The sequence below is a fragment of the Sphingomonas corticis genome (assembly GCF_012035195.1).
GTDB lineage: Bacteria > Pseudomonadota > Alphaproteobacteria > Sphingomonadales > Sphingomonadaceae > Sphingomonas > Sphingomonas corticis.
In genome coordinates this window covers 363,481-376,709 of record NZ_JAAVJH010000005.1, presented here as the reverse complement: position 1 = coordinate 376,709, position 13,229 = coordinate 363,481, and the positions used below count along the sequence as shown (strand labels likewise).

Below are 13,229 nucleotides of genomic sequence, written 5' to 3'. Positions count from 1 at the left end.
GTCGGGCTACGCCCGCCCTACGCCGCAACCAGCGCGAACGGTGCGACCCCCATACCCGTCACGCTGCTTGACGAAGGGGGTCCCTTTTGCACGCCGATAGGGGGTCCTTTTTGGACGCCGATTGACACTTGCGCGACACCAGGCCGCTGGCGCCGTCCTCTCGCAGGCGGCCCAGCAGCCGGTACACCTGCCGCCTCGCAAGGCCGAGCAGCTCCATCGCGTCCGCGACCCGGATCTCGCCGCGGTCGAGCCGCATCAGCGTGTCGAAACGGGTGATCTCAGCAGCACTCATCGCCAGCACCGTCATACAATGCGCGTCCTCGTTGCCGAGAACGGCTATGACACCGGCGACCCGCCGATAGCACCGCAGAGTGCCATTTCTATCTAGCGGGCTGGTGCCATTTGTACTTAGCGCTTACAGCAATTTGAAACGATAATAAGCATTATGTAAAGCTCGCCACGACGATCGTGGCCAACAGGAAGATCGCGCCCCACGCCAAAGCGTAGCGGACCGTCGTCGACAGCGGCAACCGCCGCGCCGCCAGCGCGGAGAGCGGCAGGATCAGCAGCAGCGCGTAGATCAGCGCCTGGCCGACGTCGTCGCTCATGCCGCCGGCCTGGCCAAGTCGAACTCCAGCCCGTCGTAGCCGGGTTCCACGGCGTCCGGCAGCTCGGCCCGCAGTGTCGCATAGTCCATCGACTGATCCATGTGGATCAGCGCCGCGCGCGCGGGCCGCAGCTCGCCGATCCAGCGCAGTGCGGTAGCGAGGTCGGGATGCGTCGGGTGCGGACGTCGCCGTAGCGCGTCGACGATCCACACGTCCAGTCCGGCGTAGAGCGACCGCATCGCCTCGGTCATGTCGCTGATGTCGGTGGCATAGCCGACGCTGGCGCCGCCGGCGTCGAAGCGCAGCCCGGCCGAGGTGATTGACCCGTGCGGCTGGTCGACTACGCCGACGGTGATTCCGCCGATCCGGAGCCGGTCGGGCAAGGTCGTCAGTGCGACGGTGGGTGGATAGCCGTGCCGGCCCTCGAACACGTAGCCGAACTGCGCCCGCAACCGCGCCTCGGTTGCGGCACGCGCGTAGCCCGGCACCTCGCGACCGAGGGCGTGGTAGATCTGCCGCACGTCGTCGATGCCGAAGACGTGGTCGGCGTGCTCGTGCGTCCAGATGATCGCGTCCACCGTCCCCGCCCGCGCGGCGAGCAGTTGCGCGCGCATGTCCGGTCCGGTGTCGACGAGGATGCGCGTGCCCTCGTGCTCGACCAGGATCGACGCGCGGGTGCGCGCGTTTCGGGGCTCCGCTGGATCGCACTCGCCCCAGTCGTTGCCGATCCTGGGTACGCCGGACGAGGTGCCTGAGCCGAGGATCCGAACCTTCACGGCACTCGTGTCTTTGTGAACAATGCGTGGAAGTTTCGTGCGGTATATTCCTGCAATTCCTCGGTTTCCTCGCCGCGAAGGCGGGCGAGAAAGGCGGCGGTGTCGGCGACGAAGCCGGGTTCGCCGGTCTTCCCGCGATGCGGCACCGGCGCGAGGAACGGGGCGTCCGTCTCGATCAGGAGCCGCTCGCGCGGCAGGCGCGCCGCGGTCTCCTGCAGGTTGCGGGCGTTCCTGAACGTGACAATGCCGGAAATCGAGACGTAGAGGCCCAGGTCGAGCGCCCGGTCCGCGAAGGCGCCACTGGCGGTGAAGCAGTGGATGACGCCCGTGTAGGCGCCCTGCTCCATCTCCTCGGCCAGGATCGCGGCGGTATCGTCCTCCGCGTCGCGGGTATGGACGACGATCGGCACCCCCGCCTCCCGCGCGGCGGCGATGTGCGCGCGGAAGCTCGCCTGCTGGCGCGCGCGGTCGGAATGGTCGTAGAAATAGTCGAGGCCGCTCTCGCCGATGCCGGCGACGCGCGGGTGCGCGGCACGTGCGACCAGCCTGGCGGTGTCCACGTGCGGGTGCTGGTCCGCCTCGTGCGGGTGGATGCCGACCGTCGCCCACACGTCCGGCTCGCGCTCCGCCGTGGCGAGCACCGCGTCCCACTCGCTCTCCCGCGTGGCGATGTTGAGCATCGCCGTCACCCCGCGGGCGCGGGCGCGGGCGAGGACCGCGTCCTGCTCCTCCGCCAGCCCCTTGTAGTTCAGGTGGCAGTGGCTGTCGGCGAGCATCAGGCTTCCTCCTCCGCCGCCGCGGGCAGCTCCAGCCGCGGGAAGGCGGGCGTCGGCGCCGCGATGGTAAATCCGCTGTTTACCATCCGCTCGTACCAGCCGTCATCGTCGATCGCGGCATGGTCGCGGTCCTCGGCACCCAGGATGTCGAGGACGTGGCCGGCGCCTGTCGGCACGACCGGAAGGATTGCGATCGCCAGCATGCGGATGGCGCGCACCAGCGTGCGCAGCACGGCATGCATCCGTTCCGGATCGGTCTTGCGCAGTGCCCAGGGCGCCTGCGCGTCGATGTATTGGTTGCAGGCGGACACGCCGCGCAGCCACGCCTCCACGCCCTGGCTGAGCAGCAGGTCGTCGAAGGCAGTGCGCAAGCCCGCGCAGGCGACCACGACCTCCTCGATCAGCTGCCCGTCCGCCGGCTCCGCCCGCCCCGCGTCGGGCAGCGCGCCGCCGAGATTCTTCGCGATGAACGACAGCGTGCGCTGCGCGAGATTGCCGAAGGCGTTGGCCAACTCGGCGTTGACGCGCGTGACGATCGCTTCCGCCGAGTAGCTGCCGTCCTGTCCGAAACTCACCTCGCGCAGCAGGAAGTAGCGAAGCGCATCCACGCCGAACAGACCTGCGAGATCAAGCGGATCGACGACGTTGCCGACGCTCTTCGACATCTTCTCCCCGCGGTGGAGGACGAAGCCGTGACCGAACACGGTCTTGGGCAGCGGCAGCCCGGCGGACAGCAGGAAGGCGGGCCAGTAGACCGCGTGGAAGCGGACGATGTCCTTGCCGATCAGGTGGATATCGGCCGGCCAGTGCGGCGTCAGCGCGTCGGGATAGCCAGCGCCGGTCAGGTAATTGGTCAGCGCGTCGACCCAAACGTACATGACGTGCCCGGGACTGTTCGGCACCGGCACGCCCCAGTCGAAGGTGGTGCGCGAGACGGACAGGTCGGACAGCCCGCCTTCGACGAACCGCACGATCTCGTTGCGGCGCGCCTCCGGCCGGATGAAGTCGGGTCGCTCGTTGTAGAGGTCGAGCAGGGCCTGCTGGTATTTCGAGAGGCGGAAGAACCACGTTTCCTCCGCGGTCCACGTCACCGGGGTTCCCTGTGGCGACAGCTTCGCCCCCCCTTCCCCCTCGACCAGTTCCTTCTCGTCGTAGAAGGCCTCGTCGCGGACGGAATACCAGCCTTCGTAGCGCGACAGGTACAGATCGCCCGCCGCCTCCATCGCGCGCCAGATGGCGGCGCTGGCACGGTAATGATCGTCGTCGGTGGTGCGGATGAAGCGGTCGTAGCCGATCCCCAGTGTGTCGCACATCGCACGAAAATGGCCCGACATTTCGGACGCGAGATCGCGCACGTCGCGGCCCTGGTCGCGCGCGGTCTGCACCATCTTCAGGCCGTGCTCATCGGTGCCGGTCTGAAAGTAGACGTCGCGCCCCGCCTGTCGCTGGAAGCGCGCGATGGCGTCGGCGGCGATCGCCTCATAGGCGTGGCCGATGTGCGGGCGCCCGTTGGGGTAGCTGATCGCGGTGGAGATGTAGAAGGGCTCGCCCATGCGGGCGGCCTTATCGCGGTGCGGCCAGCCGGGCAACGATCCCGGCGAGTTCCAGCACCGTCGCCTGCTGGTCGAACGACAGCGCGCGCGCGCTGGCCGCCACCATTCGCGCGCGATCGTAGGCATCGAGCGCCACGCGCAGCGGCTCGCCTCGGCGCAGCGCCGCAGCCTCGGCGATGGTGGTGGGAACGCGGTCGAGAAACGCCTCGTAGCGCGGTTGCGCGGCCTTGCCGCTGAGCGCCTTCGCCAGCGACAGACGGCGGCGGTTGTCGGCGTCGCCGTCGCCGGCGATGCCCGCCAGCGCGGCGTCGATCTTCGCGAGGTCGAGCCCGGCATAGCCGAGCGCGCGCCCGGGCGAGCCCGCGCCCGCGCGGACCAGCGCGTCGACCTCGTCGGCGTCGGCATCGGGCATCGCGCCGCGCAGTACCGCGGCGCTGTCGCGATCGGCCAGCGCCTCGAACCGCAGCAGGCGGCAGCGCGAGCGGATGGTGGGCATCAACCGGCCGGGCGCGTGGCTGACGAGGAAGAAGACGGTGCCCGCAGGCGGCTCCTCCAGGCTCTTCAGCAGCGCGTTGCCTGCGCCCGGCCGCTCGAGATCGTCGGCGGCGTCGATCACGATCACGCGGCGGGGCGACAGCGAGGGCGCGGTACCGAGGAACGGCAGCAGGGTGCGGACCTGATCGACCTTGATACTGCGCTGCAGCTCAGCCTCCTTCTCCGACTTCGGGAGGCGCACCAGCTCGCGATAGTCGGGATGCGTCCCCGCGGCGAGCAGCTGCGCGGCGTAATGCCCGTCGGGCACGTCCATGCCCGGCGGCAGCGTGCCGGGTGTCATGCCCTCGGCCAGCAGGCGCCGCGCGGCGAGACGCGCGAAGGTGCCCTTCCCTACTCCCGGCGGGCCGGCCAGCAGCCACGCATGGTGCATCGCGCCGCCCTGAAGCGCCGCGACGAAGGCGTCGCGCGCGGCATCCTGGCCGAGAAGGACGGTCACGCCAGCCAGTCGGCCAGGTCGTTGACGATCGCGCGGGTCACCGCCTCGGCGGGAAGCGTCGCGTCGATGCGGCGATAGCGCGCCGGCTCGGCTGCGGCGAAGCCGTCGAAGGCGCGCGCGACGGCGGCGTGGAAGTCCTCGCCGCGCATCGCGAACCGGTCTCCACCCCCGTCCCGCTTGGCGGCGCGGGCGGCGCCCTCCGAGGGGGGGAGCGCGAGGTAATAGGTTCGATCGGGCAGCAGCCCGCGGGCGCCGAACGCATGGAGCGCGAGGATGGCGGCATCGTCCACGCCCCCGGCCGCTCCCTGATACGCGCGCGTCGAATCGACGTAGCGGTCGCAGATCACCCAATGGCCCGCGCCGATCGCCGGGCGGATCACCTTCTCGACATGGTCGGCGCGCGCGGCGGCGAACAGCAGCGCCTCGCTATGGGCGCTCCATCGCGTCGCCTCTCCCTGCATCAGCAGTCCGCGGATCGCCTCGGCGCCCTCGCTGCCGCCTGGCTCGCGCGTGACGATGGCGTGGACGCCGCGCGCCGCTAGGGCCGACACCAGCGCGCGCGCCTGCGTCGACTTGCCGGCGCCCTCCCCGCCCTCCAGGCTGAGGAAGCGTCCCTCCGTCATCGCGCGATCAGCCGAACAGGCTGGTCAGGCCGTGCCACGCCCGGCGGAAGAAGCCGGCCTCGCCCACGTCGGCGCCGGCCACCAGCGGCATCGTCTGCTGCGGCAGGCCGGGGGCGGAGACGACCAGGTCGGCGACGTGGTCGCCCTTCTTGAATGGCGCCTTCACCGGCCCCTGGTAGACGATCTTGCCGGACAGCTGCGGCATGCTGCCGGAGGGGACGGAGACCTTCAGGTCCTTCGCCGCGACCAGATCGACGCTGGCGGCATTGCCCAGCTGCACGTCGGCCTGGCCGACGGTGCGACCCGCCTTCACCACGGGCTTCGCCTGCCACGCGCGGAAACCCCATTCCATGAAGCGCACCGATTCGGCAGCGCGCTGATTGAAGCTGGTGAGCCCGGCCAGCACCATCACCAGCCGGCGCCCGCCCTGCTCGGCCGATCCGGTAAAGCCGTAGCCCGCTTCCTCGGTATGCCCGGTCTTCAGCCCGTCGGCCCCGGCGACCCGACCCAGCAGCGGGTCGCGGTTCGCCTGGGTGATGTCCGCACCGCTGCCCAGTGTCTTGCCCCAGGTGAAATCACGTCGGCTGTAGAATTGCTTGTACAGCCGGGGATGCTGCTCGATCGTGGCGGCGGCCAGCTTCGCCAGGTCGCGCGCGGTGACGTAGGTGACGCCGTTGTCGGGCCAGCCGTTCGACGTGCCGAAATGGCTGTTCGTCAGTCCCAGCTTCTTCGCCTGGTCGTTCATCCGGTCGACGAACGCGCTCTCCGTCCCCGAAATCCCCTCCGCCAGCACGACGCAGGCGTCGTTGCCGGACAGGACGACGATGCCGTAGAGCAGGTTGGCGACCGACACCCGCTCGCCTACCGACAGGAACATCGTCGATCCCGCCTGCGGCCCGTGCCAGCGCTGCCACGTTTCCGGCCGCACCTCGAACTCGGTGTCGAGCCGCAGGTCGCCGTTCTTTATCATCTGAAAGGCGGTGTAGACCGTCATCATCTTCGCCATCGACGCGGGCGGCATCCGGCGGTCGGCGTCCTTCTCGAACAATACCGCGCCCGACGACAGGTCCTCCATGAAGGCGACCGGTGCCGGCGTGTCGAACCGCGGCGCCTGCGGTGCCTGAGCGGCGACGGGATAGGCGACCGCGACCAACGCTGCGGGAATCGCGAGGGCGGAGAGGAGCTTGGTCATGGCGATACTCAGTCGACGATGAAGATGAAGGCGTCGGCATAGCCGCGCGCGACCGCCCCGTCACGCGCCGCCTGCGCCTTGGCCAGATCGGTGTAGGGCCCGACGCGGACCCGCCACCCGCTCTCGCGACGCTCCGCCGTTCCGCCCAGCGCGCCGGCGATGTCACGCGCCCGGCGCTCGTCGCTGCCCGTCTCGACCCCCACCATCAACCGGCCCGCGGCGAAGGGCGGCCCCACCAGTTCGACCGGGGGCACTTCCGTGGCGGGAACCGTCGCCGCGCCGACCTTCAGCGCGGTGGGCGGCGGGGGAGCGAAGTCGGCGACGGTGCGGGCGCCGGGCCTCGCGCGCGCATCCGGCGCCAGCGGAATGCGCGGCGGCGTGGTGGCCGTCTCGACCGGCAGCTGCCGGCGCAGCGGGCGAAGCACCATTTCCGGCGTATCGAGCCGCGGTGACGCCGGTTCGCCGCGGCGCAGCGCGGCGACATCCGCGGCAGGCGGCGTCACCGCGCGCACGCGAACCGCGCCGCGCGACGCCAGCCTCAGTGCCTCGGCCGCCGCGCGCGACAGGCGCAATCGTTCCGCGGTGGAGGCGACGAGCACCAGCACGGTGCGCCCGCTGTCGAGCGCCGTGACCTCGGCGTAGCTACCCACGGCGAGCGGCGCCGCGATCGACGGGGCGCCGGGCAGCGGCTCCACGTCGGCGTAGAGGACGGTATCGTACGCACCGCTCGACCTGCCGCCGCCAGCCGTCCCGCTGAGCCCACTCGCCCCCGCCGCCTCGGGCGGCAGCTGCGCGGAGGCCGCCGCGGGGGCGACCAACGCGAGAGTGAGGAGGCTAGCGAGCAATCTCATCGGCGAGCAATCCCACGGAGAGGGCGTAGAAGTTCGAGCAATTGTAGTCGAGGATGACGCGATAGTTGCCGGTCAGCAGATAGGCGGTGCTCCCCTGCCCGTCCGGTTCGATCAGCACCGCCTGGATGTCGTCCGCGGGCCAGCTGCCCCGTTCCGGCACGATCCCCAGCGCGCGCCACTCCGCCATGGAGCGCCAGCCCGAATGACGCTGGAACACCCGCGGGCAGCGCGGCGACACGAGGCGGTTGGCCACCGCCGCGCGCGAGAAGCCCGCCGGCACGGTGACGGGCACGCCCCAGGGCTGCCCCGGGCGCCAGCCCGCCTGCACGAAGTAGTTGCCGATCGACGCCAGCGTGTCGGGCGCGCTGTTCCAGATGTCCGCACGCCCGTCGCCGTCGGCGTCGCGGGCGAGGCGCAGGTAGACCGACGGCAGGAATTGCGGATTGCCGGTCGCCCCGGCCCAGCTGCCGACCAGTCGCTCGCGCGAGATGACGCCGCGGTCGATCATCTTCAGCGCGGCGACCAGCTCGCCCTCGAACAGCGGTCGCCGACGCCCGTCGTAGGCGAGGCTGGCGAGGCTGCGGACCAGGTCGAAGTTGCCGGTGTAGCTGCCGTAATTGGTCTCGTGCCCCCAGATCGCGACCATGATCTGCTCGGGCACGCCGGTCGCCGCCTCCACCGCGGCGAGCCGGGAGCGCTGCGCCTGATAGGTCGCACGCCCGCGCGAGATGCGTGCCGCATCGACGTGGCGCGCGCGATAGGGTGCGAAATCGGAGACGGGCGCATTGGGCGCGGTTTCCGGCTGCTGCCGGTCGAGCGCGACGACGCGGGGGTTGAAGGTGAGCCCGGCGAAGCTGGCGTCGATCGTCGCCGCGCGCACACCCTCCGCCGCGGCGCGGGCGCGGACCTGGGACAGATAGGATTGGAAGCCGGGATCGTCCTGCCCCGCCGCCGGCGCTGCCGCGCACAGCGCGGCCGCCAGCCGCAGGAGATGGAGGAAGGGAGCGTTGCGCGTGGCCATGCCGCCTTGTGGCATAGCGTCCGGGCGCGCGGAACCACCGATCGTCGCTGCCGGCCCTCCGCCTATCGCGCCTCTCGACAAGCGCGCCGCTTCCGGCGCAAAGGAGCGCGCGAGGACAGGTGGCCGAGTGGTTTAAGGCAGCGGTCTTGAAAACCGCCGTGGGTTCACGCTCACCGTGGGTTCGAATCCCACCCTGTCCGCCAGCGAAAGTTCGCGATCAGCGGTGCAGCTTCGCCAACCGGTCGACCAGCGCCTGGCGCAGCGGGTCGAGGAAGACGCAGCCGGCGTTGAAGTCGTCCGCCCAGATGACGTCCGCCGCCACGATGCCGCCGCCCGGCAGCGTCAACCAGATCGCGGCGCCGCGGCTGAGTGCGGTATAGGTTTCCAGCTTGCAGCCGTGCACCGTGATGTCGGCCACGCGGCAGAGGGTCTTCGGACCCAGCACCTGCTCGTCGCCCGGGTCGACGCGGGCGACCACGCCCGCCGGCGCGCGGGATCCGCGGCGCCGGCGTTCGCGTTCGGCAGGTTCGTATTGGGCAGCGAACATGGCGGCGATGCTACGCCGCCATGGTTAAGGATCCGCTAAATCTGGATCAGTCGCTCTCCGCTTACTTGCGGAGCGTGAGACCGCCACCGAAACGCTTGTTGAAGCGCGCCACCTGGCCGCCCTGGTCGAGCAGCTGGCCCTTGCCGCCGGTCCAGGCCGGATGCGCGAGCGGGTCGATCTCCAGCGTCATCGTGTCGCCTTCCTTGCCCCAGGTGGAGCGGGTCTCGTACACGGTGCCGTCGGTCATCTGCACCTTGATCATGTGATAGTCGGGGTGCGTGTCTTTCTTCATGTTCCGTTCTCCGAAATGGCTGGTTTCCGACCAGCCGGAAGGAAGGCGCGCGCCTAGCGGCGGGCGCGCGAAAAGTCAAAGCATGGACCCGGCGTTCAGGCCTTGGGCGGGTCGGCGATCATGGCGGTGAAGTTCGCCTCCGCCGCCACCTGCCCGTCGACGCGCGCGACGCCGGCGAACTTGCACACGCTGGAGCGCTTCTGGACGAACGTCACTTCCAGGCGGAGGAGGACGCCGGGTTCCACCGGCTTGCGGAACTTCGCGCCCTCGATCGCCATGAAATAGACGAGCTTGCCCGACCCGGCGAGCCCCAGGCTCTCCACCGCCAGCACCCCCGCCGCCTGCGCCAGTGCCTCGACGATGAGGACGCCGGGCATGATCGGCCGGCCGGGGAAATGGCCCTGGAAGAAGCCTTCGTTGATCGTCACCGCCTTGATCGCCGCGATCGAGCGGTCGGGCACCAGCTCTTCCACCCGATCGACGAGCAGCATCGGATAGCGATGCGGCAGCGCGGCCATGACGCGCCCGATGTCGAGCGCGCCCGGGTTCGTGTCGGTCGTGTCGCCCATCGTGCGATCAGCGTCCGGTGGGACGCCGCGTGGTCGTCGCGGGAGCGGTGGTCGCCGGCGCGGCGGGCGTGCCCGCGGCGGGGGCGGCGGCGCCCTGCTGCTGCTGCCCCGGCTGCCAGTTGGCCGGGGGCGTGATCGTCACGCTGGGCACCGTGCGGTCGAGCTCTGCGGTGATGGCGGCGGTGATATCCGCCGCCGGGTTCGCGAACAGCGCCGCGTTCGGCCGCAGCAGCAGGCTGACGTTGCGGGCGCGCACGGCGGCGTTCACCGCCTCGGGCAGCTTCGCCGAGATCTGCTCAAGCGCGTACGCCTGGGCGCGGCTGGCGGGCGCCGTCAGACGGCCGAGCTCGGCGTTGGCGGCCTGCTCCTTCGTCTGGATCGCCTGCGCCTGGGTGCGCAGCGAGGCCTCCGTGGCGCCGGGGGCGGCGGCGGCGCGCTGATACGCGGCGACCAGCGGCTGCAACTCGGTGGTAATCGCGGTGCGACGCGCGTTCGCCTGGTCGATCTGCGTCTTGTACGTGGTCGCGATCTGTCCGCGCGCGGCGGCCCACGCCTTGGAATTGGCGACCGCACCCTCCGGATCGGCCACGGCCACGCCGCCGACCTGAGCGGCGGCGACACCCGGCACCGCGAGGGCGGCGGCGAGAAGGAGCGTCTTGAACGTCGTCATCAGAACTGTGTCCCTACGTTGAAGGTGATGAGCTTGCGATCGTCGCCGGGCTGGCTGACGAGCGCCTTGGCGAGATCGATGCGGAGCGGACCGAACGGCGAGTTCCAGTTGACGCCGATACCCACGGACACGCGCGGCCGGGCCGAATCGCCCAGGAACCGCTCCAGGAACGGCTCGGACGCGATCAGCGGCACGTTGGGCACGATGCCGTTGCAGGCGCCGCTGCCGTCGGGAAGGCCCGCGGCGCAGATCGTCTGCACCGCGGCGCCCGCCGCGTTGACGTAGTAATAGAGCGGATTGCCCGCTCCGTCGACCTGCGGCAGCGGCAGCACCACGGTGTTGCCGTTGGCGTCCGTCGTCGTCGGGAACACGGCGGTGGGGCGCGGCCGGGTGATGTTGAACAGGCTGCCCATCTGCGCGTAGATCGACGGGCGCAGCCCCATCTCGCGCGCGCCGGAGCCGAGCGGGATCTCCAGCTCGACGCGGCCGAGATAATAGGCCTTGCCGCCCAGCGCGTCGTCGATGATCTGGTCGCGGTCGGATACCAGCACCTGCGCGCCCGTCGTGTCGGTCGTGTAGCGGATACGCTGCACGCGCGGGCCGACGCCACGAATGTCGAAGCCGCGGAACTGCGGCTCGCCCAGGTAGAAGCGGTCGTTGATGCGGATCGCGTCGCGGCCCGGCCCCGGCGACCCCTGCAGCGAGTGGATGTAGCCGCCCTCCGCCACCACGGAGGCGATGAAGCCGCCGCCCAGGCTCTTGAACTTGGAGCCTTCGACGCGGGTGCGGATGTACTTCACGTCGCCGCCCAGCCCGGCGAAGTCCTGGCTGAACGACAGGCGCTGGCCCGCGCTCGGCCGCAGCCGGCTGTTGAGGCTGTCGTAGATCAGCGAATAGCCGACCGACGAGGTCAGCCGCTTGCCCAGCGCGTCGCACAGGTAGCGGCCGGCCTTGAGCGGATCGCACTCGCCGTTGGTGAAGAAGGTCGCCTCGTCCAGCCCCACGTCGTCGTAGGACAGGCTGTACCGCCCGGCGAGCTGCCAAAATTCGGTCAGCGGCACGCCCGCGCGCACCTGGAAGCCCGTGGTCGTCTGCTCGTAGGTGGTGTTGCGATTGGTACCGATGAAGTTGAACGAGTTGAAGTCGCGGCGGAACACGTCGACGCCGACGGCGATGTTGCGGTCGAACAGGTACGGCTCGGTGAAGCCCAGCTCGATCGACTTGGAGTAGGTCGAATAGTTGACGCCCGCGCGCAGCTCCTGCCCGCGACCGCGGAAGTTTCGCTGGGTGATGTTCGCCTGGATGATGAAACGCTCCAGCGAGGAATAGCCGGCGGAGAGCTGAAGCTCGCCGGTCGACTTCTCCTCCACGTTCGCTTCCAGCACGACGCGGTCCGCGGCGCTGCCCGGCGTCTGCTTGATCTCGAACTTGTCCTGGAAATAGCCCAGGCTGTTGATGCGATCCTGCGAGCGCTTCACCTGGAAGGTGTTGAAGGCGTCGCCCTCGGCCAGGCGTACCTCGCGCCGGATCACCTTGTCCTGCGTGTTCGTGTTGCCCGTGATGTCCACCCGCTCGACATAGGTGCGCTGCGCCTGGCCGATGTGGAAGTTGATCGACATGGTGAGCGATTCGCGGTCGCGCTGGAACTCGGGCTGCACCTGGGTGAAGGCGTAGCCGAACAGCCCCGTCGTCTGCGACAGGTTGTCGACGGTGTCCTCCACCGCCTTCGCATTGTACCAGTCGCCCTTCTTGATCGGCAGCGTCGTCGCCAGTTTCTTGCCGTCGAAATCGCGGATGTCGCTGTCGACCGTCACGTCGCCGAATTTGTAGCGGGGACCCTCCTCCACCACGTAGGTGATGATGAAGTCCTTCTTGTCCGGCGTCAGCTCCGCCACGGCGCTGGTCACGCGGAAGTCGGCGTAGCCCTCCGTCAGGTAGAACTGGCGCAGCTTCTGCTGGTCGTAGGCCAGACGATCCTGGTCGTAGGAGGTGCCGGACGACAGGAAGCGGTAGAAGCGCGCCTCCTTCGTGGCCATCTGCGCCCGCAGCTTGCCGTCGTCGAATACCTCGTTGCCGAGGATGTTGATCTGCCGGACCTTGGATTTGGGCCCCTCGGCAATCTCGAACACCACGTCGACGCGGTTCTGGTCGAGCGACACCATCTTCGGCTCGACCGACGCGGCGAAGCGGCCCTGGCGCCGGTAAAGCTCGATGATGCGCGCCACGTCCTGGCGCACCGCGGCGCGGGTGAAGATCTGCCGCGGCTTGAGCTTGATCTCCTTGACGATCTTGTCGTCCTTCAGCCGCTTGTTCCCTTCCAGGATCACGCGGTTGATGATCGGGTTCTCGCGCACGCGGATGACGATGTCGCCCGTCTCCGCGCCGGAGATGGAGACGTCGGCGAACAGGTCGCTCGCGAACAGGTCCTTGATCGCCTGGTCGAGCAGCTCGTTGGTATAGGGCTGGCCCTGGCGCAGCTTGGTGTAGCTGAGCGCCGTCTCCGCCTCGATGCGCTGCGACCCTTCGACACGCAACGACTTGATCGTGCGGACGTTATCCGTCGGCGACGTTGCCGGGGCGGTGGCTGCCGCAGGCGTGGCGGCGGCGGGCCGGGCCTGCGCGAACGCCGACGCGGGGATGCCGGCCAGCATGGTGCAGCCGAGCAGGGCCGCCACGCGGGCCCGCGAAGTCGAAAGGTTGAGCACCGTCACCAAAATCCCACTCGAGAAAATCCGCGCGCCTCGTCATCAGGGCCGGGCC

At 69.9% G+C, this 13,229-nt stretch carries 15 protein-coding genes and 1 tRNA gene; 1 reads left to right on the top strand and 15 read right to left on the bottom strand.

The features are described from left to right. Positions 1-58: 58 nt before the first annotated feature. The 10 genes from HBH26_RS10865 to HBH26_RS10820 all read right to left on the bottom strand — a co-directional run bounded on the left by HBH26_RS10865 (position 59) and on the right by HBH26_RS10820 (position 8,391). Entirely contained in the window at positions 59-307 is a 249-nt protein-coding gene (locus HBH26_RS10865) for a helix-turn-helix domain-containing protein (RefSeq protein WP_239024706.1), read from the bottom strand. A gap of 136 nt (positions 308-443) precedes the next feature. Continuing rightward, entirely contained in the window at positions 444-608 is a 165-nt protein-coding gene (locus HBH26_RS10860; protein WP_168134602.1) for a hypothetical protein, read from the bottom strand. Beyond that, a complete protein-coding gene (locus HBH26_RS10855; protein ID WP_168134601.1) occupies positions 605-1,384 on the bottom strand; it encodes an MBL fold metallo-hydrolase in 780 nt (259 codons plus the stop codon). Before HBH26_RS10855 ends, HBH26_RS10860 begins: the two co-directional genes overlap by 4 nt. Beyond that, on the bottom strand, positions 1,381-2,160 hold the full coding sequence (locus HBH26_RS10850; protein WP_168134600.1) for a TatD family hydrolase: 780 nt from the start codon (positions 2,158-2,160) through the stop codon (positions 1,381-1,383). Before HBH26_RS10850 ends, HBH26_RS10855 begins: the two co-directional genes overlap by 4 nt. Continuing rightward, positions 2,160-3,713, bottom strand: coding sequence for a methionine--tRNA ligase (metG, locus tag HBH26_RS10845; RefSeq protein WP_168134599.1), 1,554 nt, complete (start codon positions 3,711-3,713; stop codon positions 2,160-2,162). The genes HBH26_RS10850 and metG overlap by 1 nt, the downstream gene beginning before the upstream one ends. Before the next feature lie 10 nt (positions 3,714-3,723). Next, entirely contained in the window at positions 3,724-4,704 is a 981-nt protein-coding gene (locus HBH26_RS10840; RefSeq protein WP_168134598.1) for an AAA family ATPase, read from the bottom strand. Next, on the bottom strand, positions 4,701-5,327 hold the full coding sequence (gene tmk / locus HBH26_RS10835) for a dTMP kinase (RefSeq protein ID WP_168134597.1): 627 nt from the start codon (positions 5,325-5,327) through the stop codon (positions 4,701-4,703). Before tmk ends, HBH26_RS10840 begins: the two co-directional genes overlap by 4 nt. A 7-nt stretch (positions 5,328-5,334) precedes the next feature. Continuing rightward, positions 5,335-6,519, bottom strand: coding sequence for a D-alanyl-D-alanine carboxypeptidase family protein (locus HBH26_RS10830; RefSeq protein WP_168134596.1), 1,185 nt, complete (start codon positions 6,517-6,519; stop codon positions 5,335-5,337). Positions 6,520-6,527: 8 nt separating this feature from the next. Continuing rightward, positions 6,528-7,370 (bottom strand): SPOR domain-containing protein, encoded by an 843-nt coding sequence (locus HBH26_RS10825; protein WP_168134595.1) that lies wholly within the window; start codon positions 7,368-7,370, stop codon positions 6,528-6,530. Then, positions 7,354-8,391 (bottom strand): lytic murein transglycosylase, encoded by a 1,038-nt coding sequence (locus tag HBH26_RS10820; RefSeq protein WP_168134594.1) that lies wholly within the window; start codon positions 8,389-8,391, stop codon positions 7,354-7,356. Before HBH26_RS10820 ends, HBH26_RS10825 begins: the two co-directional genes overlap by 17 nt. Before the next feature lie 113 nt (positions 8,392-8,504). On the opposite strand from HBH26_RS10820, the gene HBH26_RS10815 reads away from it, so the two are divergent. Continuing rightward, positions 8,505-8,594: transfer RNA gene (locus HBH26_RS10815), tRNA-Ser, on the top strand. A 14-nt stretch (positions 8,595-8,608) separates the two neighbouring features. Here the strand turns inward: HBH26_RS10815 and HBH26_RS10810 are convergent. From HBH26_RS10810 to bamA, 5 genes are all read right to left on the bottom strand, one after another. Beyond that, complete coding sequence (locus HBH26_RS10810; RefSeq protein WP_168134593.1) at positions 8,609-8,938, bottom strand: PilZ domain-containing protein; 330 nt, start codon at positions 8,936-8,938, stop codon at positions 8,609-8,611. 61 nt (positions 8,939-8,999) lie between these two features. After that, positions 9,000-9,230 (bottom strand): 50S ribosomal protein L31, encoded by a 231-nt coding sequence (rpmE, locus tag HBH26_RS10805; protein WP_168134592.1) that lies wholly within the window; start codon positions 9,228-9,230, stop codon positions 9,000-9,002. A gap of 95 nt (positions 9,231-9,325) precedes the next feature. Continuing rightward, a complete protein-coding gene (gene fabZ / locus HBH26_RS10800) occupies positions 9,326-9,799 on the bottom strand; it encodes a 3-hydroxyacyl-ACP dehydratase FabZ (protein ID WP_168134591.1) in 474 nt (157 codons plus the stop codon). A gap of 7 nt (positions 9,800-9,806) precedes the next feature. After that, positions 9,807-10,469 carry an OmpH family outer membrane protein gene (locus HBH26_RS10795; protein WP_168134590.1) on the bottom strand — a complete coding sequence of 221 codons (663 nt, stop codon included), beginning with the start codon at positions 10,467-10,469 and terminating at the stop codon, positions 9,807-9,809. After that, complete coding sequence (gene bamA, locus HBH26_RS10790; protein WP_168134639.1) at positions 10,469-13,120, bottom strand: outer membrane protein assembly factor BamA; 2,652 nt, start codon at positions 13,118-13,120, stop codon at positions 10,469-10,471. The genes HBH26_RS10795 and bamA overlap by 1 nt, the downstream gene beginning before the upstream one ends. Between the last annotated feature and the right edge of the window lie 109 nt (positions 13,121-13,229).

Excerpts from the sequence above, each read along its gene's own strand:
- rpmE (WP_168134592.1), bottom strand. The coding sequence starts at position 9,230 with ATGAAGAAAGACACGCACCCCGACTATCACATGATCAAGGTGCAGATG.
- HBH26_RS10860 (WP_168134602.1), bottom strand. The coding sequence starts at position 608 with ATGAGCGACGACGTCGGCCAGGCGCTGATCTACGCGCTGCTGCTGATC.
- HBH26_RS10830 (WP_168134596.1), bottom strand. The coding sequence starts at position 6,519 with ATGACCAAGCTCCTCTCCGCCCTCGCGATTCCCGCAGCGTTGGTCGCG.
- HBH26_RS10825 (WP_168134595.1), bottom strand. The coding sequence starts at position 7,370 with ATGAGATTGCTCGCTAGCCTCCTCACTCTCGCGTTGGTCGCCCCCGCG.
- HBH26_RS10795 (WP_168134590.1), bottom strand. The coding sequence starts at position 10,469 with ATGACGACGTTCAAGACGCTCCTTCTCGCCGCCGCCCTCGCGGTGCCG.
- HBH26_RS10810 (WP_168134593.1), bottom strand. The coding sequence starts at position 8,938 with ATGTTCGCTGCCCAATACGAACCTGCCGAACGCGAACGCCGGCGCCGC.
- metG (WP_168134599.1), bottom strand. The coding sequence starts at position 3,713 with ATGGGCGAGCCCTTCTACATCTCCACCGCGATCAGCTACCCCAACGGG.
- HBH26_RS10865 (WP_239024706.1), bottom strand. The coding sequence starts at position 307 with ATGACGGTGCTGGCGATGAGTGCTGCTGAGATCACCCGTTTCGACACG.
- HBH26_RS10820 (WP_168134594.1), bottom strand. The coding sequence starts at position 8,391 with ATGGCCACGCGCAACGCTCCCTTCCTCCATCTCCTGCGGCTGGCGGCC.
- bamA (WP_168134639.1), bottom strand. The coding sequence starts at position 13,120 with ATGCTGGCCGGCATCCCCGCGTCGGCGTTCGCGCAGGCCCGGCCCGCC.
- fabZ (WP_168134591.1), bottom strand. The coding sequence starts at position 9,799 with ATGGGCGACACGACCGACACGAACCCGGGCGCGCTCGACATCGGGCGC.
- HBH26_RS10850 (WP_168134600.1), bottom strand. The coding sequence starts at position 2,160 with ATGCTCGCCGACAGCCACTGCCACCTGAACTACAAGGGGCTGGCGGAG.
- tmk (WP_168134597.1), bottom strand. The coding sequence starts at position 5,327 with ATGACGGAGGGACGCTTCCTCAGCCTGGAGGGCGGGGAGGGCGCCGGC.